The organism is Thermomonospora sp. CIF 1 (genome assembly GCF_001896795.1).
Classification (GTDB): domain Bacteria; phylum Actinomycetota; class Actinomycetes; order Streptosporangiales; family Streptosporangiaceae; genus Thermomonospora; species Thermomonospora curvata.
The window spans coordinates 56,815-79,090 of the sequence record NZ_MOYN02000022.1 but is presented as its reverse complement, the minus strand read 5'-3'; the positions used below and the strand labels follow the sequence as shown (position 1 = coordinate 79,090).

At 72.4% G+C, this 22,276-nt stretch carries 19 protein-coding genes; 12 read left to right on the top strand and 7 right to left on the bottom strand.

What is annotated here, in order from left to right:
• Positions 1-96 precede the first annotated feature (96 nt).
• The 3 genes from BUE48_RS16245 to holA all read left to right on the top strand — a co-directional run bounded on the left by BUE48_RS16245 (position 97) and on the right by holA (position 5,570).
• On the top strand, positions 97-912 hold the full coding sequence (locus tag BUE48_RS16245) for a ComEA family DNA-binding protein (RefSeq protein WP_286990409.1): 816 nt from the start codon (positions 97-99) through the stop codon (positions 910-912).
• A 660-nt stretch (positions 913-1,572) separates the two neighbouring features.
• On the top strand, positions 1,573-3,945 hold the full coding sequence (locus BUE48_RS16240; protein ID WP_286990622.1) for a ComEC/Rec2 family competence protein: 2,373 nt from the start codon (positions 1,573-1,575) through the stop codon (positions 3,943-3,945).
• A 665-nt stretch (positions 3,946-4,610) separates the two neighbouring features.
• Positions 4,611-5,570, top strand: a complete 960-nt coding sequence (gene holA / locus BUE48_RS16235) for a DNA polymerase III subunit delta (RefSeq protein ID WP_286990408.1) — start codon at positions 4,611-4,613, stop codon at positions 5,568-5,570.
• Between the two features lie 172 nt (positions 5,571-5,742).
• On the opposite strand, the gene BUE48_RS16230 is transcribed toward holA, so the two are convergent.
• On the bottom strand, positions 5,743-6,165 hold the full coding sequence (locus BUE48_RS16230) for an SRPBCC family protein (protein ID WP_012853587.1): 423 nt from the start codon (positions 6,163-6,165) through the stop codon (positions 5,743-5,745).
• A gap of 746 nt (positions 6,166-6,911) precedes the next feature.
• On the opposite strand from BUE48_RS16230, the gene BUE48_RS16225 reads away from it, so the two are divergent.
• Positions 6,912-7,382, top strand: coding sequence for a hypothetical protein (locus BUE48_RS16225; protein WP_286990407.1), 471 nt, complete (start codon positions 6,912-6,914; stop codon positions 7,380-7,382).
• Positions 7,383-7,788: 406 nt separating this feature from the next.
• On the opposite strand, the gene rpsT is transcribed toward BUE48_RS16225, so the two are convergent.
• Positions 7,789-8,061 carry a 30S ribosomal protein S20 gene (rpsT, locus tag BUE48_RS16220; protein ID WP_012853585.1) on the bottom strand — a complete coding sequence of 91 codons (273 nt, stop codon included), beginning with the start codon at positions 8,059-8,061 and terminating at the stop codon, positions 7,789-7,791.
• A 490-nt stretch (positions 8,062-8,551) separates the two neighbouring features.
• On the opposite strand from rpsT, the gene lepA reads away from it, so the two are divergent.
• The 3 genes from lepA to BUE48_RS16205 all read left to right on the top strand — a co-directional run bounded on the left by lepA (position 8,552) and on the right by BUE48_RS16205 (position 13,099).
• On the top strand, positions 8,552-10,390 hold the full coding sequence (gene lepA / locus BUE48_RS16215; RefSeq protein WP_012853584.1) for a translation elongation factor 4: 1,839 nt from the start codon (positions 8,552-8,554) through the stop codon (positions 10,388-10,390).
• A gap of 203 nt (positions 10,391-10,593) precedes the next feature.
• Positions 10,594-12,306 (top strand): hypothetical protein, encoded by a 1,713-nt coding sequence (locus BUE48_RS16210; RefSeq protein ID WP_012853583.1) that lies wholly within the window; start codon positions 10,594-10,596, stop codon positions 12,304-12,306.
• A 64-nt stretch (positions 12,307-12,370) separates the two neighbouring features.
• Positions 12,371-13,099: a Uma2 family endonuclease gene (locus tag BUE48_RS16205; protein ID WP_012853582.1), complete on the top strand. Its 729-nt coding sequence runs from the start codon at positions 12,371-12,373 to the stop codon at positions 13,097-13,099.
• A gap of 13 nt (positions 13,100-13,112) precedes the next feature.
• Here the strand turns inward: BUE48_RS16205 and BUE48_RS16200 are convergent, their stop codons facing one another.
• Positions 13,113-13,613: a DUF4870 domain-containing protein gene (locus BUE48_RS16200; protein ID WP_012853581.1), complete on the bottom strand. Its 501-nt coding sequence runs from the start codon at positions 13,611-13,613 to the stop codon at positions 13,113-13,115.
• A 258-nt stretch (positions 13,614-13,871) separates the two neighbouring features.
• Positions 13,872-14,753, bottom strand: coding sequence for a hypothetical protein (locus tag BUE48_RS16195; RefSeq protein ID WP_012853580.1), 882 nt, complete (start codon positions 14,751-14,753; stop codon positions 13,872-13,874).
• Positions 14,754-14,947: 194 nt separating this feature from the next.
• Between BUE48_RS16195 and BUE48_RS16190 the strand changes: the two genes are divergently transcribed.
• The gene (locus tag BUE48_RS16190; RefSeq protein ID WP_012853579.1) at positions 14,948-15,391 is read left to right on the top strand and encodes an antitoxin YezG family protein; all 444 of its coding nucleotides are present in this window, start codon (positions 14,948-14,950) and stop codon (positions 15,389-15,391) included.
• A 39-nt stretch (positions 15,392-15,430) separates the two neighbouring features.
• The gene (hemW, locus tag BUE48_RS16185) at positions 15,431-16,642 is read left to right on the top strand and encodes a radical SAM family heme chaperone HemW (protein ID WP_012853578.1); all 1,212 of its coding nucleotides are present in this window, start codon (positions 15,431-15,433) and stop codon (positions 16,640-16,642) included.
• 63 nt (positions 16,643-16,705) lie between these two features.
• Here the strand turns inward: hemW and BUE48_RS16180 are convergent, their stop codons facing one another.
• Positions 16,706-17,530 (bottom strand): DUF3097 domain-containing protein, encoded by an 825-nt coding sequence (locus BUE48_RS16180; protein WP_286990401.1) that lies wholly within the window; start codon positions 17,528-17,530, stop codon positions 16,706-16,708.
• 176 nt (positions 17,531-17,706) lie between these two features.
• On the opposite strand from BUE48_RS16180, the gene hrcA reads away from it, so the two are divergent.
• From hrcA to BUE48_RS16165, 3 genes are all read left to right on the top strand, one after another.
• Positions 17,707-18,720, top strand: a complete 1,014-nt coding sequence (gene hrcA, locus BUE48_RS16175; protein ID WP_012853576.1) for a heat-inducible transcriptional repressor HrcA — start codon at positions 17,707-17,709, stop codon at positions 18,718-18,720.
• Complete coding sequence (gene dnaJ, locus BUE48_RS16170) at positions 18,721-19,851, top strand: molecular chaperone DnaJ (protein WP_012853575.1); 1,131 nt, start codon at positions 18,721-18,723, stop codon at positions 19,849-19,851.
• A 120-nt stretch (positions 19,852-19,971) separates the two neighbouring features.
• Positions 19,972-20,706: a 16S rRNA (uracil(1498)-N(3))-methyltransferase gene (locus BUE48_RS16165; RefSeq protein ID WP_012853574.1), complete on the top strand. Its 735-nt coding sequence runs from the start codon at positions 19,972-19,974 to the stop codon at positions 20,704-20,706.
• Between the two features lie 43 nt (positions 20,707-20,749).
• Here BUE48_RS16165 and BUE48_RS16160 read toward each other — a convergent pair whose 3' ends face one another.
• Complete coding sequence (locus BUE48_RS16160; RefSeq protein ID WP_286990397.1) at positions 20,750-21,421, bottom strand: hypothetical protein; 672 nt, start codon at positions 21,419-21,421, stop codon at positions 20,750-20,752.
• Positions 21,418-21,921: a SigE family RNA polymerase sigma factor gene (locus BUE48_RS16155; protein ID WP_041442040.1), complete on the bottom strand. Its 504-nt coding sequence runs from the start codon at positions 21,919-21,921 to the stop codon at positions 21,418-21,420. Before BUE48_RS16155 ends, BUE48_RS16160 begins: the two co-directional genes overlap by 4 nt.
• Between the last annotated feature and the right edge of the window lie 355 nt (positions 21,922-22,276).

The window sequence follows — 22,276 nt, the reverse complement described above, 5'->3', positions numbered from 1 at the left end:
GCTTCTGCGCGTTTCGAGGACCTGATGCACGGCCCTCGGCAGGACCCTCCCGCTGCATATTTACGCTCCTCTCCCGAGCCTCCGGAGTGGGTCGCCATGCCCGACCCCGACCCGGTGGACCGCTCTGCGCCCGGCCCGTTCCCCGCAGAGACGCCGCCGCTGGGCCCCGCCGAACCTCTCGGCGGTACAGGACACCCGGCGTCCGACCCCTTCGCCCGGCTGGGAAAGAACGGCCAAACAGGGGAGGACGCCGAAGTCCCGTCCTTCGCCGGGCGGGCCGGTGCGTGGGCGGCGCGTCTTACCCCCGGACACCCCGGAGCCCGAGCCCTGGCCGTCCTGGGAGCGCTCGCCGTCCTTCTCGCCTGCGGTTACCTGTGGCTGTCCCGCCCTCGCCCGCAGCCGTCCGCCGACGCCGTCCCCGCGCCCTCGGTCGTCGCCTCGCCCGTCCTCCATCCCGCTCCCAGCGCCGCGAACCTCGTCGTCCACGTGGCCGGGAAGGTCCGCAAACCCGGCGTGGTGACCCTGCCGCCCGGCGCGCGGGTCGCAGACGCCATCCAGGCCGCCGGAGGGCTGCGCCCGGGCGCCGACACCGGCTCCCTCAACCTGGCCCGCCGCTTGGTGGACGGTGAGCAGCTCATGATCGGCCTGCCCGCCCCCACCACCGCCATGCCCCCACCGGACGCCATGCCCGCCGGCCCCCAGGACGCCGGCGCCCCCGGCGGACTCATCGACCTGAACACCGCCACCGCCGAACAACTCGAAACCCTCCCCGGAGTGGGCCCGGTCCTGGCCCAGCGGATCATCGAGTACCGCACCCGAAACGGCGGTTTCCGCTCCGTCGAGCAACTCCAGGAAGTGACGGGCATAGGCGCTCGCCGATACGCCGAACTCAGAACCCGGGTGCGCGTCTGACCCGACTTGCCGCCCGGTTGAGGACGCGATCGAGACGGCCGGACCGCGCGGCCAGACCGGCCATCTGCACCGCCTGCCTGAGGCGCGCCGGCGCTCTTGCCAGCCGGCGAATGTGGCTCTGTCTGGAGGGGGTGCCGGTGTGGGGGCTGGTCCTGGGGGTGGGTTACCGCCTGGTGAGGAGGTCTGGCCGATGCGGTGGGGTCGTGTGGGCTGGATCGGAGATCGGCACTGCCTGTTTGGGATGTGCTGGTGCTCTTGCCGGCCGGTGAGTGTGGCTCTGTCTGGAGGTGTGCCGGTGTGGGCGGCTGGTCCTGGGTGTGGGTCTGACTTGGCCTGGTGCTTGGTGAGGAGGTCTGGCTGACGCGGTGAGGTCGTGTGGGCCGGATCGGAGAGCGGCACCGCCTGCTCGGGGCGCGTCGGCGGTCTTGTCGGCCGGTGGGTGTGGCCCAGTTCGGAAGGGGCCGTGGGCCTAGGCGGCTCGTTCGGGGTGTCCTGATGCGTCGGCGCCGCTCGGTGGGGCGCTCCGCGTTCGGCTGTGTCGTGGCGGGTCGGGTTTCCCGCAGGAGCGCATGGGCGTTCAGCCGGTTTCGGCCGGGTGCCTGCGCCGCGGCTCCGGGCGCGGAGGGAGAACGCGATGGAAAGGAGGAGTGGCCGGTGTTGATGACCGGACGGGACGCCGGGGAACGGCAGGGGCATGACCTGCGGCTGGTGATCCCCGCGCTGGGGGTCTGGGGAACGGCGTGGGCCCTGCTGGGCGCCACGGCGGCGGTCGCCTATGGGGTGGCCGTGGGGTGCGGGCTGGGAGCACTGCCGTTTCTCGCCGGATCCTTATCCCGCTCGAGGCGGAGGAGGGACGCTCCGGAGAGCGGGGGAGCGGCTGGTGGGGCGTTGCGGCCTGCGTTCTGCGGGCTGGCCGGGGCGGTCCTGGCGTGTGCGGCCGCCGCGGCGGCCGGGACGGGGCTGCGGCTGTCGGCGGTCGAGTCCGGGCCGGTGCGGGAGGCGGCCCGGGCCGGGACGCGGGCGCCGATCGAGGCGGTGGTGACCGGTGATCCGGTGGTGAAGCCGTCCGAGCGGCGGCGGATCGTGCTGTTGCGGGCCCGGGCGGAGGCGATACGCCTCCAAGGACGCACCGTTCGGGTGCGGGTGCCCGTCCTGCTCATCGGGACGGAGGACGCCTGGCGTGCTCTGGTACCCGGTCAGCGAATCCAGGCCACCGCACGGCTGTCCCCGCCGCGGCATGCCGAGCTCTTGGCGGCCGTCGCGATCGTCCGGGGGCCGCCGGTCGTCGTGGCGGAGCCGTCGGCCGTGCGGCGCGCGGCCGAGAAGGTGCGGGCGAGCCTGCGCGCGGCCTGCGATGTGCTCGCGCCGGACCAGCGCGGGGTGCTGCCCGGGATGGTCGTCGGGGACACCTCGCGGCTCGACCCCGAGCTCGCCGCGGACTTCACGGCCGCCGGGCTCACCCATCTGATGGTGGTCTCCGGCGCCAACCTCGCCATCGTCGCCGGCGCGGTCCTGACGCTGTGCCGCCTGGCCGGTCTGGGACGGCGGCGGGCTCCGGCCGTGGCGGTCGCGGCGCTGCCGGCGTTCGTCGTGGTCGCCCGCCCCGAACCCAGCGTGCTGCGGGCCACGGTGATGACCCTGATCGGCCTGCTGGCCTTCGCCACCGGCAGCCGGCGCCAGGGGCTGCCGGCGCTGGGCGGCGCCGTGCTCGTCCTGGTCCTGATCGATCCGGGGCTGGCCCGCTCGTACGGGTTCGCCCTGTCGGTGCTGGCCACCGGCGGCCTGTTGCTGCTGGCCCCGCCGTGGACGGACCGGCTGTCCCGGTGGCTGCCCCGGCCGGTGGCGGAGGCGCTGGCGGTCGCGGCGGCGGCCCAGCTGGCCTGCGCCCCGGTGCTGGTGATGCTGACCGGGCAGGTCGGCCTGGTGGCGGTGGCGGCCAACCTGCTGGCCGCTCCGGCGGTCCCGGTGGCCATGCTGCTGGGGGCGCTGGCCGCGGTGATCGCCCCGCTGTGGCTCACCCTCGCCCGGCTCGTGGTGTGGCCGGCGGGACTGGCGGTCGGCTGGATCATCGGCGTGGCCCGGACCGCGGCCGCGGTGCCGCACGCCACCGTCCCCTGGCAGGACGGCTTCCTGGGCGCGGTCACCCTCACGTTCGTGCTCGTCGCCGGCTGTCTGGTGCTCCGCAAACGCCTGCTGCTCATCGCCGTGGCGGCGGCAGGCACCGGAGCGCTCCTGGCCGGCGCCGCCGCACGGGTGACGGCGCCGGCCTGGCCGCCGCCCGGCTGGGCGATGGTCGCCTGTGACGTGGGCCAGGGCGACGCGAGCGTGCTCGCGGTGGGAAAGGGAAGCGCCGTCGTCGTGGACGCCGGGCCGGACCCCGGCCTCGCCGACGCCTGCCTGGACCGCCTGAAAGTGCAGACCGTGCCGCTGCTCGTCCTCACTCATCCCCATGCCGACCACATCGGGGGAACCCCCGGGATACGACGCGGCCGCACCGTCGGGACGGTGGTCATCAGCGCCCGCAGCGACGGCAGGGAGTCCCGGCACGCCTTCGGGCTGCCCCTGCACGCCGCCGTCTCCGGCCGGCAGTGGCATGTCGGGGACTTGTCGTTGACCGTCCTCGCCCCCTGGGAGACGGCCCGGCCCGATGCGCGTCCCGAAGCCGACGACGAGGCCGTCAACAACGCCAGCATCGTCCTGGTCGCCCGCAAACCCGGCTTCAGCGCCCTGCTGACCGGCGACATCGAGACCGAGGCCCAGCGGGCTTTGATCCCCGACGTCCCGCCCGTGCAGGTGCTCAAGGTCCCCCATCACGGCGCCCGTGACCAGGATCCGGCCTTCCTGGCGGCCACGCGCGCCGCGATCTCCATCATCTCCGCCGGAGAGAACAACGACTACGGCCACCCGGCGCCCAGCACCCTCGCCCTGCTGCAACGCCTTGGCACCCGTGTCTACCGCACCGACCGGCACGGCGACATCGCCATCGTCCCCACTCCCGCCGGGCCGGCCGCCGTACCGAGAAAAGGCGGCTGACCGGTGAGTTCACGGCGCGAACCGCCGGCCTTGTCGGCACGTGACCTTAGAGGCCGAGGACAGAGGCCCATGGGACGGATGCGCAGCAGACCCTCGGGCAAGACCTCGGAGACCGAGGAGTGAAATGCCTGCGCTGTCCTGCCCTGTTGCCGTTGCAGGTGACAGCGAGGTTTCCGCAGCGAATATGGAGCCCGGCTCGCATCGTGACGCCCCGGCCGGGGCCATGGCACGACCGGCCGGTCCCGGCTGTCCTCTCCCCATATCCGGCCGTGGGCGGTACGCCCCTGCGGCCCGCTCGGTGGCGTCCTGCCGCATCCTCACCAGGGACTTTGCTCCGGCCTCGGCCTTCTCTCCGTCCTCGGGGGCACCGAATCGCTGAGAGAACCTCGATAAGCCTTTCCGCACGCCGTTCCTGCGGCGGTGATGGCGCAGGCGGGGGCGATGCCGTGGCCTGCAAGGACACGGCATCGGATGCCGTGCGGGCTCCCAAGATCACGTATTGCGGAAGGCTGCGGCCTTCCCGGCGCCGATGTCCCCGGCTCCACCTGCGGGAACGGTGTGTGGCGGAGGTTCCGGGCGGTGCCTTTGCGCATGGACGTCTCGCAGCGTGGGACGGCGGGGCGTTCCGGTGCGCGAGGCCGGTGGCGGCGTGGCATTCTGCTGGAATGCCTGCCGATCCGTTGACCCTGATCGTCGGTGATGAGGAGCTGCTCGCCGAGCGCGCGGTGGGCGAGGTGATCGCCGCGGCCCGGGCGGACGATCCCGAGACCGAGGTCATCGATCTGACGCCGGAGAACCTGGAAGCGGGACGGCTGGCGGAGCTGACCTCGCCGTCGCTGTTCGGCGGCGGCAAGGTGCTGGTGCTGCGCTCGGCCCAGGACCTGGGCAAGGAGCTGATCGCCGAGGTGCTGGCCTACGCCGAACGCCCCGCCGACGACGTCGCGCTGGTCGCCGTCCACGCGGGCGGCGCCAAGGGCAAGGCCCTGGTGGACGGGTTGTCCAAGGCCGGCGCCCGCAAGGTGACCTGCTCGAAGATCACCAAACCGGGGGAGCGGGTGGCGTTCGTGCGGGCGGAGGTCCGCCGCTGCGGCGGGACGATCGGCGCGGAGGCCGCCCGCGCCCTCGTCGACGCGGTCGGCCACGACCTGCGGGAGCTGGCCGCCGCCTGCAGCCAGCTCGTCGCCGACACCGGCGGCAAGATCAGCGAGGAGGCGGTGGCCCGCTACTACCGGGGCCAGGCGGAGGTGAGCGGCTTCAACGTCGCCGACAGCGCGGTGGAGGGAGATCTCGTCCAGGCGCTCGAGAAACTGCGCTGGGCGCTGGCCACGGGCGTGGCACCGGTCCAGATCACCAGCGCCCTGGCGCAGGGCGTCCGCGCCCTGGCGAAGGTCAGCGGCGCTCCGCGCGGCGCCCGGGGCGCGGCGCTGGCCAAGGAGCTGGGCATGCCCCCCTGGAAGATCGACAAGACGCAGCGGCAGCTGCGCGGCTGGTCGGCGGACGGCATCGCCCGCGCCCTGCGGGTGGTCGCCGATGCCGACGCCCAGGTCAAGGGCGGCGCCACCGATCCGGCGTACGCGCTGGAGAAGGCCATCGCGGAGATCACCGCCGCCCGCGGAGGACGCTGACGCACCCGGGAACCTGCCGGCCTCCCCTTGGCACCGGCCACGTCCGGGAGGATGGCACCGGCGGCCGTCGTCCCGCATGGAACGCGAAGGCATGGTCGATGCGCCGGCCGCTCGGTGCTCCGGTGACGAGCGGGACTCCGGGATGCGCGCTCATCCGGTGATACCGGGTGCTTCAGGGGGATTCGGCGCGGCGCTTGAGACCTTGCGCCTCCATGTTCAGGTAACGGCGGGAGAGCCGTCCCACCAGGACGGCGAACAAAGGAGCGAGGGGACCCGTCTGCTCAAGGACCAGCCGTACGGTCAGCGGGCCGTCGGGGGCGGAGACGAGTTCGTGCAGGGCGGTGGTGGTGACCCCCGGGCTTTTGGCGACCCAGGTGAACGCCGAGCCGGGGACGAAGCCGGTCACCGTCCACACGGCCGGCGGAAGCTTGGGCTGCTTGATCCGTACGGCGCTGCCCGGACCGAACGGTTTGTTTCCAAGGAGCTCGACCCGGCTCATCGAGGCGGTCCACTCGGGCCAGCGCTCGACGTCGATCAGATGCTCCCAGACGCGTTCGGCCGGTGCGTCGATCTCAACCGTGACCTCGTATCGCATGGAACCTCCGGTGATGCGCCGGTGCGCCTTTCCACCGCGTGATCTGCGGATCCGCGCAAAAGGGCGGCCGCCTCCCGCACGATCCGCACGACGCCGGGCCCCGAGCCGCGGAAGGGATCGCCGCCACGCTGGTGAAGAGGGGCAACAGGAGCTGAGAAGGAGTGACTGGCCTTCCTTGATCGAAGGGGGTGCCTGTCCGTATCGCGCCGCCTCTCCTCGGGGTGGCCGGCCCGGGGACGCCTCCCTCTACCCGGTGGTGACGGCGCCGGCTTCGCGTCCTGGGCTTGTCCAGGCCGCCGTCCCAGCCGGCGGGCGGGCCGGGACCGAGACGGCGTCTGCCGTCTGCGGGGTGCCGCCATGGACGATCCGCAGGACGTTCCACCGGTTCGGCGCGGAGCCGAGGGGCCGGACCGGTGGGCGCCCACCGCTGAATGCCGGCACCTTTGCGGCATCACCAGCGTCTCCACCACAGCTCCCGGACTGCCGTCTCCTCAGCGACGCCGATCGCTGGGAGAACCCCGACGATTCCTTGCCTGTGATGATCTTCTCATGGGGCGCCCGCCGCGACCCCGTGCGCGCCCTTGCCGGTTACGGCCCGCGAAGCGGCGAGCTCAGCATTTCCCCTGTAGGCCCAACGGAAGGGAGGCCGAAAAAACGCTTCGATCCGGAGCGTTCTGTGCTTCACGCTGGTGAGCATGGGCCATGTGAAACATGAGCAATGGCGCCTTGGAGTGGATTTCGGCCGGGTGATCCAAGGCGGTGCGCTGCCCGACGGCGCGGACACGATGTTCGTGGGTGGCACGTTGCAGGAGGCGCTGGAGAGCCCTCCGACGGAAGGGGCGTTCGAAGTGCTCCCCCGGCTGGCGGACCTGTTCGGCGGACGGGTGTGGATCATCTCCAAGTGCGGCCCGGTCACCGAGCGCAAGACGCGGCTGTGGCTGGAGCACCACCGGTTTTGGACGCGCACCGGGATCCCCGCGGGCCACCTGCGTTTCTGCCGGCAGCGGGCCGAAAAGGCCCGCCACTGCGCCGAGCTGGGGATCACCCACATGATCGACGACCGGCTGGGGGTGCACCAGGCGATCCGCGACGTCGTTGCGCACCGTTATCTGTTCGGTCCCCAGACCGGCCCGGTGCCCGACTGGGTGGTACCCACTCCCACGTGGGCCGACGTGGAGGCCAAGGTGACGGCGGACCTGGCCGCCATGCGACGTTGAAAGCTCGGGCACCGGCCCTTCCGGCCCGCTGAACCTTTTCCAACACGTGGTCTTGGGCATCGGAGGCGGGAGCCCTCGACGGTATCCGACTCAGCGTCCGATCGCCCAGACCCACGTCACCGATCGTCGGGAAGACTCACCGCAGCGGCTCACAGGGCCCGCAAACCAGGCCGAGAAAGGCTCTGCCGGGGCGTTCCCGCCGCCGCAGATCGATGGGCCCTCCGGCCCCGGGCCGCGCGATGCCGAACCCGCCGGCCCGTGCCCGGAGCCGCCCGCCAAGGGCTCCTCGCTTGCGAAGAGGCCCGTGGGGCCGCGGCGCGGACGGCCGCCGCTCCAGCACAAAGACGCCGCTGCCCCCGCGGGGTGCGGCGTCCATGGCATGGCCGGAAGCCGGCGGCCGGAGCGCTTACTTCTCCTGCAGGAGAGCGGCGGCGCGCTTGGCGATCGCCGACTTGCGGTTGGCGGCCTGGTTCTTGTGGATGACGCCCTTGCTGGCGGCCTTGTCCAGCTTGCGGGCCGCGTGGCGCTGGGCAGCGATGGCGGCCTCGACGTCACCGGCCTCCAGGGCCTCACGGAACCGGCGGATGGCCGTCTTCAGCTCGGACTTGACGGCCTTGTTGCGCAGCCGACGCTTCTCGTTCTGCTTGTTCCGCTTGATCTGGGACTTGATGTTCGCCACGTCGCAGTGCCTCAGCTTGGTCGCATTTCCACGCCTGCCCAAAGAGGAAGGAACAGGCCCCAACGAAAAAACGTGGCGGCGGTGCTCGCGGCACAGCGCTACGCCACACGCAGTCGCACAGCTTACCAACCGGCGGCCCTGCGCCAAAACCGGCGACCGCGGCGCAGGCGTCCTGGATGCGCGCTGGGGCGGCGGCGCCCCGCCGGCGCCACCGCCCCTTCTCGCCCCGCCTCCCGGGCGGCGTTCCGGTCGGCGGAGCGTGATCTTCACGGTAGGAGACCGGCGATCCCGAGTGCATGGGACGAACGTCCCGACTTGGACGGGAAAAACCGGCCGAAGACGCTTCCCGCCTCCGGCCGCCCGTCCCATCGGTGTCCGGGTGAGACGGGAAGCGGCGACAGGGCGGGTATGGGGCCGGAGCACGCCGGCGGGCATGGGACTATGGGATACGGCAAGACCTATCCACCTGTGAGCTTTCGAACGGACCCCGGTGCCCAGGCCTGAGCCCAACAAGACCGATCCCGCGATCATCCGGAACTTCTGCATCATCGCCCACATCGACCACGGCAAGTCGACGCTGGCCGACCGGATGCTGCAGCTGACCGGAGTGGTCGAGGAGCGCCAGATGCGGGCGCAGTACCTCGACCGGATGGACATCGAGCGCGAGCGGGGCATCACCATCAAAAGCCAGGCGGTCAGACTGCCGTGGACGGGCCCCGACGGGCGCGAGTACGTCCTCAACCTGATCGACACCCCCGGGCACGTGGACTTCTCCTACGAGGTGTCGCGGTCGCTGGCCGCCTGCGAGGGCGCGGTGCTGCTGGTGGACGCCGCCCAGGGCATCGAGGCCCAGACGCTGGCCAACCTGTACCTGGCGCTGGAGGCCGACCTGCACCTCATCCCGGTGCTGAACAAGATCGACCTGCCCGCCGCCCAGCCCGACAAGTACGCCGAGGAACTGGCCGGGCTCGTCGGCTGCGAGCCGTCGGAGGTGCTGCGGGTGTCCGGCAAGACCGGGCAGGGCGTGCCCGAGCTGCTGAACCGGATCGTGGAGGCGGTCCCGCCGCCCAGCGGCGACCCCGACGCCCCGGCCCGCGCGCTGATCTTCGACTCGGTCTACGACATCTACCGCGGCGTGGTCACCTACGTGCGGGTGGTGGACGGTCACCTGTCCAGCCGGGAAAAGAGCCTGATGATGTCCACCGGCGCCGCCCACGAGACGCTGGAGGTCGGGGTGATCTCCCCCGAGCCCAGGCCGGTGGACGGGCTGGGCGCCGGCGAGGTCGGCTACCTGATCACCGGGGTCAAGGACGTCCGGCAGGCCCGGGTCGGCGACACCGTCACCAGCGCCTCCAACCCGGCGGCCGAGCCGCTGGGCGGCTACCAGGACCCCAAGCCGATGGTGTTCTCCGGGCTGTACCCGGTGGACGGCGACCAGTACCCCGAGCTGCGCGACGCCCTCGACAAGCTGCGCCTCAACGACGCCGCGCTGGTGTATGAGCCGGAGACCTCGGCGGCGCTGGGCTTCGGGTTCCGCTGCGGCTTTCTGGGCCTGCTGCACATGGAGATCGTCCGGGAACGGCTGGAGCGCGAGTTCGACCTGTCGCTGATCTCCACCGCCCCCAACGTGGTCTACCGGGTGGTGATGGAGGACGGCACCGAGCACATCGTCACCAACCCCAGCGAGTTCCCCGAGGGCAAGGTCGGTGCGATCTACGAGCCGGTGGTCAAGGCCACCATCCTGAGCCCCAGCGAGCACATCGGCGCGATCATGGAGCTGTGCCAGGGCCGTCGCGGCACCCTGCAGGGCATGGACTACCTGTCGGAGGACCGGGTCGAGATCCGCTACACCCTGCCGCTGGGCGAGATCATTTTCGACTTCTTCGACCAGCTCAAGTCCCGCACCCGCGGCTATGCCTCGCTGGACTATGAGCCCAGCGGCGAGCAGCAGGCCGACCTGGTCAAGGTGGACATCCTGCTGCAGGGCGAGTCGGTGGACGCCTTCAGCCAGATCGTGCACCGCGACCACGCCCGCGAGTACGGCCTGATGATGACCTCCAAGCTCAAGGAGCTGATCCCGCGGCAGCAGTTCGAGGTGCCCATCCAGGCGGCGATCGGCTCGCGGATCATCGCCCGCGAGAACATCCGCGCCCTCCGCAAGGACGTGCTCGCCAAGTGCTACGGCGGCGACATCTCCCGCAAGCGCAAGCTGCTGGAGAAGCAGAAGGAAGGCAAGAAGCGGATGAAGACCATCGGCCGGGTGGACGTCCCCCAGGAGGCGTTCGTCGCCGCCCTGTCCACCACGGGCACCGACAAGAGCAAGAAGTGACCGTCCCGCCTTCGGCCCACCGGACCTGAAGCGCCCCCGGCCGCCGGGCGCTGTCCGCGCGCCCGGCCGGTGCGGCGAGATTCCGCTCCTGTGACCGATCGGTTACAAAGTTCTTATCCCGGGATCCACCCGGCCCGGCGAAACGTCCTCAGGGCAAACGTCCTCAGGGCATGTGAGTGCCTGGGAACGGGCGGAGCGGCGAGATGAACGGCGGTCTCCGGGCGCGGATCTTCGCACTGGTGGTGATCTGGGGCTGGCTTCCCGCACTGGCGGGGCTGGTGTGGGGGCTGGCCAAGCTCCTGCTGCCCAAGGCCGGCCAGACCTGTGCCCTGGCTCTTCAACGCTGGTTCCTCCCCGAGTGGAGCCTCACCGCGCTGACACCCCAGACCTGGTTGTGGATCGCGGCGAGCCTGATCATCACGGCGGTCGTCTTCGCGGGGATCGCTTCCGAGGGAGCCGGGCGGGGCGGGGCCGTGCCGGCGATGGCGGCCCTGCTGGCGCTCCTGGTGCTGGTCTGGCCGTTTCCGGTGGCGCTGTGGGACAACGACAAGGACGCCGGGCGCCACTACAACTCCGCCACCGTCTTCCACGTCCCCGACCTGGACAGGCCCCCCGGGTCGATGACCGACCTGATGCGCTCCCTGCGTCCGGGCGACGGCCGCGAGTGCGACCGGCTGGGCGGCCATGACGTGCGGGCCTGCATCAAACAGGACACCGCCGTCTCCGCGTTGCGCTGGGAGGCGCGCACCTCCTCCCTGGCCGCCGCGCGGACGGCGATGAACGAGGCGGCCTCCCCCGTCCAGCGCGTCGACGTCATGGACTCCACCCTCACCTACCTGTGGGGGGAGGCCGAGAACACCGGGCGATGGTCGGCGCTCTTGGACGGGTCGGGCGACAACCGCCCCCTCTACGGGGTGGCCGAATGGGACGGCACCGTCAACGCCGCCCGGGTGTGCCGCTTCACCGGCGGGTACCGCATCGACCGCGCCTTCGGCGGCGTGGGCCGCAACAGCCTGCGCGACCTGCTGGCCGAACGCCATCCCGGGCTGATCTACGACGACACCGACATCTGGGGCTACTGCGAGGGCGAGCGCCCCGTCATCGTCATCCCCGCCCAGCGGCAGATCAGGTACGCCCAGCGCACGGTCAAGACCGCCGGGGGAGTGCTGGTGCTGCGCGGCTCGGCGAGCGGGCGCCCGATCGTGGAGCACCGCCCGCGGGTGCGGCCCGGCGAGCTGCCCGGCCCGGCGTACTCCATCTCGCTGGTGCGGGCCCAGCGGGACGCCACGCAGTGGGCGGCGGGCCGCGAGCACCGGCGGGAGTCCTCCTTCGGCTTCGAGCCCAGCAGCTTTGAGACCCAAAGCGCCAACCCCGGGGAGTATCTGCTGCGCGGCTCGGACAAGCGGCTGTATTACGTCACGCCGCTGACCCCGCGCGGCAGCAAGTCCCAGGCGCTGATCGCCTATGGCGTCGCCCCGGCGGACCAAAGCGACAGCGGGCGGCTCAACCGCTACGACGTGTACGTCCTGGCGGACGACGACCCGCTGGTGGCGAGCCTGGGAACGCTCCGGGCCCGCGCCGTGGCCCACATCTCCGGCCCCTCCAGCCCGTACCCCAACTTCCTCAACTCCGGCGGCGAGCTGCAGGAGTTCGTGCCGATGGGCGGGGGCGCCTGGCGCGTGTACGGGGTGCAGGACGGCCGGACCGCCTTCTATATCGACCTGTCGGTCAGCGGCCGGGACCGGCCGAAGACCGTCAGCTCCGCGCAACGGGAGCCCGAGGCCGAGGAGGAGGCCGGCGAGCGGGCGGGCGGTGAGTGCGGAAGGCCCCTTCGGGAACTGACCGACCGGCAGCTGGCCGATTGCCTCGGCGAGTTCGCCGACGAGCTGCGACGCCGCTCTGCCGGCGGCCGGTGAACCTGCGTGCCAAGGATCGGCAAACTTATGGCTACCTAGAGTCGCAGATGCAATACTGAGCGTTGTGGGTCATTCACTTCTGCATCAGGTCCTCGTCTCTGATCTGGCCGTCCCCGTCGCCCTCGCCACCGACGCCGGGCACCGGTCGCTGACCGGCCCCGGCGTCCGGCTGGACGACGACACCTGGCTGCGGGCGGACCTGCTGGTCTGCCGGGAGGAGCAGGTCGGCGGGCGAGGACGCGTCGAGGGGACACCCCTGCTGGTGGCGGAGGTGGTCTCCCCGGCCTCGCGAAGTCGTGACCTGGGCGGCAAGAAGAACGCGTACCAGCGGTTCGGGGTCCCGCACTACTGGGTGGTGGACCCCACCGGGGACGAACTGGTGGTACACGTGCACGAGCTGATCGACGGCGTCTACGCGGAACGGGCCGCGGTCACCCCCGGAGACCACCATCTGATCGACGAGCCCTTCCGGCTGGATCTGGCGCCGGGATCGATCTTCGACCGGATATCCCGCTGGGCGGGTCGCTGGAGGGGGAACACCATGGAGCGAACCGGGCCGGACCTGCCGTCGTGCGAGGAACCGATCCTCGTCGACGCCTTCGGCCACCGCTGGCCGACCGGCGCCGAGAAAGTGGAGCTGGAGGACGGCTGCCCGATCTTCTACGGCGAGTGGGACGAGCGCGATGTGGCGATCGCCGAGCGCACCTACCCGGGCCGGGTCGTCCGGCTGGACCAGCCCCCGGGCGAGCCCGGCACGATCACCATCCTGCCCGGCCCGGAACCCGCTCCCTGAGAGCGTGTCGGCCCTACTTCAGCAGCGGCCAGGCGATGAAGGACGGCACCTGCAGGAACTCTCCCCGGTTGACCGCGATGGCGGCGCGCAGCAGGAAGTAGAAGAACAAGGCCGAATAGGCCAGCGGGAAGAGCGCCAGGGCGTCCATGAACTGGGCCAAAAGCAGGCCCACCACCCAGACGACGATCATTCCCAGCCCCATGTTCAGGGCTTGCGCCGCGTGCCGGCGGACGAACGGCGAGCCCCCCTTGGAGATCAGGGCCGCCAGGGGAGCGATCGCCGACACCTGAAGCTGACCCAGATAGGCCATCAGCGCCCACTTCTCCTCCTGCGGGGAGGCCGGGCCCATCACAGGGGCCGGCCCGCCGTAGGCGGGGGCGGGCAGCCCGTACTGGCCGGGCGGCGGCGCCGGCGGCGGGGGAAGGTACCGGCCGGGCGGCTGTTGCTGCCACGGCCCCTGCCGCCCCTGACCGGGCTGCGGACCCGGCATCGGCGGGGGAGGACCGTAAGCCATGGCGGATTCCTTTCCGACGGTTCACCGGCGAACCAGTGAACCTTTTCCAACACGCCGTCTGCGCAGGTCGAGGCTGGAGCGTCGCAGTCAGGGACGATGCCGTGACCTGGAACGCCGCGCCGGCGGGCACCACCTGGGCTCCCGTCCCCGGCGTCTTGGGCCGCGTGTTGAAAAAGGTTCCCTGACGAAGTCTATGAGTCTTCCGAAGGCCAAGAGGTTCGCGGATTCTTCCCACAGGCGGTCATGGCGTCACCCTCTTTACACCAAGTGCGGCACCCGGGGGTTCGGCGAGGTCAGCGACACCCCGGCGAAACGGCCGTCGTGCCGGGAGTGCTCATGACGTTCATAAAGGGTCAGCCCCAGCTCCGGAAGGCGCAGGCACCGGCCGCGCCGCACCACCGCATGGCCCAGGTCGAGCAGCAGCCGCAGCACGTCCTCGGCGGGCTCGTCCAGCAGGTCGATGCCGTCCAGCCGCAGCCGCAGCCGCGGATTGCCGCTCCAGCCCGGCGGGCGTTCGGCGTAGATCTCGCCCACCCGGTCCACCCCGTCCATCCGCCGCTCGGTGGAGACCGCCAGCAGGCCGCGGCCCACCCGCACGCTGCGGTGGTCGGTCCAGCCGCACAGGAAACGCGCCCGCGGCGGCGGGGTGCGGCACGCCCTGGCGACCTCCTCCAGCGCCGCCCAGGCGTCCTGGGCGCAGGTGTCGAACAGCAGGTCCGCCGAGGGCAGCAGCGCTCCGCGTCCCGGCTGCAGCGTGACCACGAACGGGCGGGCGCCGCCGGGGAAACGGGCCGGGTCGGGCTCGCGCAACGTCACCAGCCCTTCCCACAGGATCGGCTCGTCCACCCCCAGCCAGGTGATGTGCGCCTCGACGCCGAACAGCTCAAAGCACCGGTCGGCGACCGCCGTCTCCACGCGTTCCCGCAACGACTCGGCGACCTCGGCCAGATGCCGCCGCCACCAGGGAGGCTCTTCGCCGTGACGTCCACTGGTCTGCCAGTGCGCCCCGCCGCCGCCCAGCGGCACCCGCTGCTCGCTGCCGGCCCGGTCGAAAAGCACGTAATGCCAGCCGTCCGGCTCGCCGCGCAGCACCACCCGGACGGGCACCTGCCCGTAGGCCTGCGAGCCGGCTCCCCACATGTCCTCGCCCCCTACGAGTACCACGATGCGGGCCGGCCGGCCCGCCCCCTCAGCCGAACGTATCCGGTTCCCGCCAGATTAGGGCGGCCGGCCGCGTTCCGACCGCCGGGCGGCCGCGGCGGACCTGCTCCCGCACGGCACCGGCCCGGAACGATAGCGTCACACCCTGCATCCCGCGCGGCTTGGAGGCTCCCGTGACCCCTACCGATCAGCTCCTGCGCTCGCACAAGGAGCGGAAGGCCGTCGAGAACGCGATACGGGCGCTGTGGGCCGCCGCCCCGCCGGGGTGGCGGCGGCTGACCCTGGTCTTCCGGGCGACGGTCGGCATCGACAGCGCCTCGCTGGAGATGGTCTGCATGGACGGCACCGTCCGCCGCCTGGTCCCGCCCGGCCGGGCCGTGCGGCACATGGACGAGCTGCGCGCCGCCACCTATCGGGAGGACCGGGGCGCGTGGTTCACCGCGCGGCTGGAGGTCGAAAGGTCCGGGCGCTTCAACGTGGAGTTCGACTACGAGAACGAGCCGGACTTCAACCCTCCGCTCACCGCCTCCGCCTACCTGCTGGACCTGGCCCGTTTCCCCCGCTCGGAAGAGCACACCCCCGACTGGCTGAAGAACAAGCTCCGCGAGGCCGGCTGAGCGGCCAAGGCGGTCGGCGGCTGCGGGCAGACTTGGAGGGTGCCCGCGACCCTGCCCGATGGCGACCCCGTTCCCGCAGACGGCGCGCTGCCCGAAAGCGCCCTGGACGGACTGGGCGCCCGCCCGTTCGCCTGCTACGTGCACGTGCCGTTCTGCGTGACCCGCTGCGGTTACTGCGACTTCAACACCTACACCGCGGCCGAGCTGGGCCCCGGGGCGAGCCGCGACTCGTACGCCGATGCCGCGATCGCCGAGCTGCGCCTGGCCCGGCGGGTGCTGGGCCAGACCGACCTGCCGGTGCGCACGGTGTTCTTCGGGGGCGGCACGCCGACCCTGCTGCCGCCCGGCGAGCTGGGCCGGATCCTGGCCGCCATCGACGCGGAGTTCGGCCTGGCCCCCGGCGCCGAGGTCACCACCGAGGCCAACCCCGAATCGGTGGACGAGGGCTACCTGGAGCAGCTGCGCGCCGCCGGGTTCACCCGCATCTCCTACGGCATGCAAAGCGCCCGCCCGCACGTGCTGGCGGCGCTGGACCGCGTCCACACCCCCGGCCGCATCCCCCAGGTCGTCCGGTGGGCGCGGAAGGCGGGTTTCGAGCAGGTCAACCTCGACCTGATCTACGGGACGCCGGGGGAGAGCGCGGCGGACTGGCGGGCCTCCCTGCTGGCCGCGCTGGAGACCGAGCCCGACCACATCTCTGCCTACGCCCTCATCGTCGAAGAGGGCACCCGGCTGGCCGCGCGGGTGCGGCGCGGCGAACTGGCCGCCCCCGACGACGACGCGATGGCCGACCGGTACCTGATGGCCGAGGAGCTGCTGAGCGCCCACGGCCTGCACTGGTATGAGATCTCCAACTGGGCGCGCGGCCCGCACGCCGCCTGCCGGCACAACCTGCTGTACTGGACGGGCGCCGACTGGTGGGGGATCGGCCCCGGCGCACACAGCCACGTCGGCGGCACCCGCTGGTGGAACGTCAAGCATCCGGCCGCCTACGCCGCGCGGCTGGCCGGCGGGCGCAGCCCGGCGCACGCCCGCGAGGTCCTCACCGCCGCCGAACGCCGCCTCGAACGCATCATGCTGGAACTGCGGCTGGCCGAGGGGTGCCCCGCCGAGCTGCTGGAGGACGCGGCGGTGCGGCGGGCCATCGCCGACGGCCTGGTGGAGGAGGAGCCCTACTTCGGCCGGGGCCGCGCGGTGCTGACCCTGCGCGGCCGGCTGCTCGCCGACGCCGTCGTCCGAGACCTCACCTGACGAGGGCCCCGCCGGGTTCTTCGGCGCCGTTGCGGTTCCGGCGGCGGCCCTCCCACAGGCGGCTCAGGAGGGGTCGGGAGCGGTGACGAAGTCGATGAGCTCCTCCACGCGTCCCAGCAGCTGCGGCTCCAGATCGGCATAAGAGTTCACCGCGCCGAGGATCCGCCGCCAGGCCGCCCCCACGTCGGGAGGCCAGCCCAGCGCCGCCAGCACGCCCTCCTTCCAGGGCACGCCGGGCGGAACCTGCGGCCAGGCCCCGATACGCAGTACGGCGGGCTTGACGGCCTGCCAGATGTCCACGAAGGGATGCCCGGTGACCAGCACGTACGGCGAGGACACCTGAGCGGCGATCCGGCTCTCCTTGGACCCTTCGACCAGGTGGTCCACCAGCACGCCCAGCCGCCGGCCCGGACCGGGGCCGAACTCGGCCACCACCGCCGGAAGGTCGTCGACGCCCTCCAGGTACTCCACCACGACCCCCTCCACGCGCAGGTCGTGGCCCCAGATCTTTTCCACCAGCTCCGCATCGTGCACGCCCTCGACGTAGATGCGGCTCTCGCGGGCCACGCGGGCGCGCAGACCGGGCACCGCGATCGACCCGGAGGCCGAGCGGAGCGGGCCCGCGGCGGGCCGGCGCGGCCGCACCAGCGTCACCGGCCTGCCCTCCAGCAGGAAGCCGGCCTCGGTGAGCGGAAAGACGCGGCGGTTGCCGAACCGGTCCTCCAGCGTCACCCCGTGCTTGTCGCAGGCCACCACGGCGCCGCAGAATCCGCTGTCGGCGTCCTCCACCACCAGGTCCCGCTCGGCCGCCACCCGGGGGATCGGCTTTTTACGGGACCACCGCCGGTGGTCGGCCAGCACATCATCGCCATAATCCTTGCTGCGCACGGACCGGACTCTAACGACGCGGCCGGTGCAGAGACTCCGGACGGCGCGTTCCCCCCGGCCGGTGGGCGTGGCGGCAAAGGATACCCTGCCGGGACCTCCGACCTCGCCCGAATCGCCGTAGACTTGGCACTCGGGGGGAAGGAGTGCCAGTATGCGGGCCGCAAGGAGGTGACCACGTGCTCGACGACCGCAAACTTGCGGTGCTCCGCGCCATCGTCGAGGACTACGTGTCCACCAACGAGCCGGTGGGCTCCAAGGCGCTGGCCGAACGGCATGCGCTGGGCGTCTCTCCGGCGACGATCCGTAACGACATGGCGGTGCTGGAGGAGCAGGGGTACATCACCCAGCCGCACACCAGCGCCGGCCGGGTGCCCACCGACAAGGGCTACCGGCTGTTCGTGGACCGGCTGTCGACGATCAAGCCGCTGTCGGCGGCCGAACGCCGCGCCATCGAGACCTTCCTCAACGGCGCCTACGACCTCGACGACGTGGTCAGCCGCACCGTCCGGCTGCTGGCCCAGCTCACCCGGCAGGTCGCGGTGGTGCAGTACCCCTCCCTGTCGCGCTCGTCGGTGCGCCATGTGGAGCTGGTGCCGGTCGCCGAGCGGCGGCTGCTGCTGGTGCTGATCACCAACACCGGGCGGGTCGAGCAGCGGGTGGTGGAGACCCCCGGCGCGGTCTGCGAGGAGTCGGTGTCGCGGCTGCGCACCCTGCTCAACAGCTGCCTGGACGGCTGCCTGCTGGCGGACGCGCCGACCGCGGTGGCCGACCTGCCCGAGCAGGTCGCCCCCGACGACCGGCAGGTGGCCGCCACCGTGCTGTCGGTGCTGCTGGAGACCCTGGTCGAAAAGCACGAGGAGAAGGTCGTCTTCGCCGGCACCGCCAATTTGGCCAACGTCGACTTCGCCCAGAGCCTGCGCGAGGTGCTGGAGGCCCTGGAAGAGCAAGTGGTGCTGATGCGGTTGCTCGGCGAGGTCGGGGATTCGTCTAGTCTGACGGTGCGGATCGGCAAGGAGAATCCGCACGAGAGTCTTCGGTCGACCTCCGTGGTCGCCGCCGGCTACGGCGTCGGCGACCGGCCCCTGGCGCGGCTGGGCGTGCTCGGGCCGACGCGGATGGACTACCCCAGCACGATGGGAGCGGTGCGGGCAGTGGCACGTTACGTCGGACAAGTCCTCGCGGGGTCGTAAGTGGCACGCGACTATTACGCGATCCTTGGGGTGCGCCGCGACGCGAGCCAGGACGAGATCAAGAAGGCCTACCGGCGGCTCGCGCGGGAACTCCACCCGGATGTCAATCCGGACCCGGAGACCCAGGAACGCTTCAAGGAGATCACCCAGGCCTACGAGGTGCTCTCCGACCCGAAGAAGCGGGAGATGTACGACCTGGGCGCGGACCCGTTCGCGCCCGGCGGCGGCGCCGGTGCCGGGTTCGGCGCGGCCGGTTTCCCGTTCAGCGACATCATGGACGCCTTCTTCGGCACGGCGACCTCGCGGGGCCCGCGCAGCCGGGCCCGGCGGGGCCGCAACGCCACGCTGCGGGTGGAGCTGGACCTGGCCGAGACCGCCTTCGGCACCACCCGCGAGCTGGCCATCGACACCGCCGTGGTGTGCAACGTGTGCTCGGGGGCCGGCACCGCCCCCGGCACCCACCCGGAGACCTGCGAGACCTGCCTGGGACGGGGCGAGGTGCAGCAGGTCACCCGCTCCTTCCTGGGCCAGGTGATGACGTCGCGGCCGTGCCCGCACTGCGGCGGCTACGGCAGCGTCATCCGCCAGCCCTGCCCCGAGTGCTCCGGCGACGGCCGGGTGCGCACCCGGCGCACCATCAAGGTGCGGATCCCGGCCGGGGTGGAGAGCGGCACCCACATTCAGCTCGCCGGGGAGGGCGAGGTCGGCCCGGGCGGCGGCCCGGCCGGCGACCTGTTCTTGGAGATCGTCGAACGCCCGCACCCGATCTTCGAGCGGGAGGGCGACGATCTGCACTGCACCGTGCAGATCCCGATGACGGCGGCGGCGCTGGGCACCCAGGTCGCCATCGAGACCCTGGACGGCACCGAGGAGGTCGACATCCGCCCCGGCACCCAGTCCGGGCAGGTGATCCGGCTGCACGGGCGGGGCGTCCGCCACCTCAACGAGTCCGGCCGCGGCGATCTGCTGATCCACGTCAACGTGGAGACGCCCACCAATTTGGACGAAGAGCAGGAAGAACTGCTGCGGCGGCTGGCCAAGCTGCGCGGCGAGGAGCGGCCTCCCGGCAAGTTCGCCCCCGGCCAGCAGGGGTTCTTCTCCCGGGTGCGGGCCGTCTTCAACGGCCACTAGCGGCCGCGTGGACCGGCGAGTGACCGTGGAGGGCCGTCATGCCCGGCGTGCGCCGGGCATGACGCAGGCAGGTGACGCGACCGCGCTCCCGGCCGCCTCCCCGCTGACGCGGAGGCGGGTGTGAGCCCGCCCGTCTTCCTCATCGACTCCACCGCGCTGCGCGAGGACCGGGTGGTCCTGGAGGGCCCGGAGGGACGGCACGCCGTCACCGTGCGCCGGCTGCGGCCCGGGGAGCGCGTGGATCTGACCGACGGGGACGGCCTGCTGGCCGAGTGCGTGGTCGCCGCGGTGGCCGGCAAGGACCGGCTGGTGCTGGAGGTGCTGGCGCGGCACCGCCACCAGCCGCCCAGCCCCCGATTGGTGGTCGTCCAGGCCCTGCCCAAGGGGGAGCGGGGCGAGCTGGCGGTGGAGACCATGACCGAGGCCGGGGTGGACGAGATCGTGCCGTGGCAGGCGGCCCGGTGCGTCACCCGGTGGCGGCCCGACCGGATGGACAAGGCGCTCGGCCGGTGGCGCACCACCGCCCGGGAGGCCGCCAAGCAGTCCCGCCGCAGCCGGCTGCCGCAGATCCCGCCGCTGGCCACCACCGAGCAGGTGGCCGCCCGCCTGGCCGGGGCCGCCCGCGCGATCGTGCTGCACGAGGCGGCCACCGTGCCGCTGCGCGCTGTGGACCTGCCCTCCGAGGGCGAGATCATCGCCGTGGTCGGCCCCGAGGGCGGCATCACCGACGAGGAACTGGCGTGCTTCGCCGAGGCCGGTGCCGTCGCGGTGCGGCTGGGGCCGACCGTGCTGCGCACCTCCACCGCCGGCGTGGCCGCCGCCGCGATCCTGCTCAGCGCCACCGGCCGCTGGTGAGGCCCGCCGGGGGCCTCAGCGGGCCGCCTGCGGCCCCGGACGGTCAGGGCTCCTCGGTCGTCTCCGGCTCGTCGGTGGGCGTGGGCGTGGGCGGCTCCTCGGGCGGGGTCGACGGCGGCTCCTCGGGAGGCGTGGGCGTCGTCTCCTCCGGTTCGGGAGCGGTCGGTGACGGGCTCTCCTGGGGGCACTGCGGAGGCGTGTGCTGCGGGTCGCCGGGAGCGGGCCGCAGGGACGCCTCATCGGTCGGCCGCCCGGCGGGCGGGCACGTGGGCGACGGGGAGACCCCGGGCGTCTGGGACACCGGGGAGTCGGCGGAGGCGGGGGGCAGCGAGTGCCCTTGTCCGGGCGGGTGCGGGGCCTGGCCGGGCAGGTGCGCCGCGCCCTGGCCGGCCGCCGCCGCCGAGGGCGTGCCGCTGTCTTCGGCCGGGCCGTGCCGTCCGGCCGAGGAGATGCGCTCGATGGTCTGCGGGGCCGACACGCCCACGGCCACGACCAGCACGGTGACGGCCACCGCCAGCAGGGGGCGGCTCCAGCCGCCCGGCAGCCAGAACGGGGGCGCCCACCCCTGCAGCCTCGACAGCCGCCTGCGGGAGCGCTGCTCGATGCCGGCGCGGATGCGCTCCAGTCCATCCGGAGCGGGCTCGACCCTGGCCGCCTCCGCGTGCAGCGCACGGCGCAGGATCTCGCCGTACTTGTCGTCGGGGTCGGTGGTCATGACAGTTGCTCCAGAACGTTGCGAAGGGCGGCCATGCCGCGCGCCGTGTGGCTTTTGACGGCGCCGCGGCTGATCCCCATCGCGCGGGCGATCTCCGCTTCGGACAAATCGGCGTAGTAGCGCAACACGAGAGCCTCGCGCTGCCGGGCCGGCAGCCGGGCCAGGGCGTCGATCACCGCGCTGCGCTCCAGCTCGTTGATGGCGCCCAGTTCCGCGCTCGGAGCGTCGGGCAGGCCCTTGGGCGCGTACTTCTCCACCACGGCGCGGTGCCGCAGCACCGACCGCGAGCGGTTCACCACCGCCTGACGCAGGTACGACAGGGCCTTGTCCGGGTCGCGCAGCCGCCGCCAGCCGGCGTGCATGGCGATGAACGCCTCCTGGACGACCTCCTCGGCGGTGGCCACATCGCGCACCAGCATGGCGGCCAGCCGTACCAGCGGACGGTAGTTGGTCGCATACAGCGCGGTCACGGCTTGGTCGGCATCCCAGGCGACGGCCATCGCCCCCGCCGCGCCCCTGGCCACGAGGGTCTCGGTCACGTCAGTGGGACGCGTGCCCTCGTTGTCCGGTTTACGAAAGGGCATCTTCTGTCTTGCCTCGGTCACCTAATCCGCCGCCTCTGCCATCCCCTGGCCGTCCAGATGAGCGGTCGCCACCCGGTGCGGCAGGGGGATTTGCGAACCCGGTCCGTCACGGACGCGGTGCGGGGGACGCCTACGATCCGGGGGGTTCGTCGCCTTGCAACCTTAACCAGCCCGGCGTGTTCGCGCTTGCGGATCGGGCAGGCTGATGATCATTGCTTGCGCGAGACGGGCGGAGGGAGGGCGGCCGCCCGGCGGGCCGGATATTTCCTAG

Excerpts from the sequence above, each read along its gene's own strand:
- BUE48_RS16245 (WP_286990409.1), top strand. The coding sequence starts at position 97 with ATGCCCGACCCCGACCCGGTGGACCGCTCTGCGCCCGGCCCGTTCCCC.
- BUE48_RS16230 (WP_012853587.1), bottom strand. The coding sequence starts at position 6,165 with ATGCGATACGAGGTCACGGTTGAGATCGACGCACCGGCCGAACGCGTC.
- holA (WP_286990408.1), top strand. The coding sequence starts at position 4,611 with ATGCCTGCCGATCCGTTGACCCTGATCGTCGGTGATGAGGAGCTGCTC.
- BUE48_RS16160 (WP_286990397.1), bottom strand. The coding sequence starts at position 21,421 with ATGACCACCGACCCCGACGACAAGTACGGCGAGATCCTGCGCCGTGCG.
- BUE48_RS16210 (WP_012853583.1), top strand. The coding sequence starts at position 10,594 with ATGAACGGCGGTCTCCGGGCGCGGATCTTCGCACTGGTGGTGATCTGG.
- BUE48_RS16200 (WP_012853581.1), bottom strand. The coding sequence starts at position 13,613 with ATGGCTTACGGTCCTCCCCCGCCGATGCCGGGTCCGCAGCCCGGTCAG.
- BUE48_RS16155 (WP_041442040.1), bottom strand. The coding sequence starts at position 21,921 with ATGGCCGTCGCCTGGGATGCCGACCAAGCCGTGACCGCGCTGTATGCG.
- BUE48_RS16240 (WP_286990622.1), top strand. The coding sequence starts at position 1,573 with ATGACCGGACGGGACGCCGGGGAACGGCAGGGGCATGACCTGCGGCTG.
- BUE48_RS16195 (WP_012853580.1), bottom strand. The coding sequence starts at position 14,753 with ATGTGGGGAGCCGGCTCGCAGGCCTACGGGCAGGTGCCCGTCCGGGTG.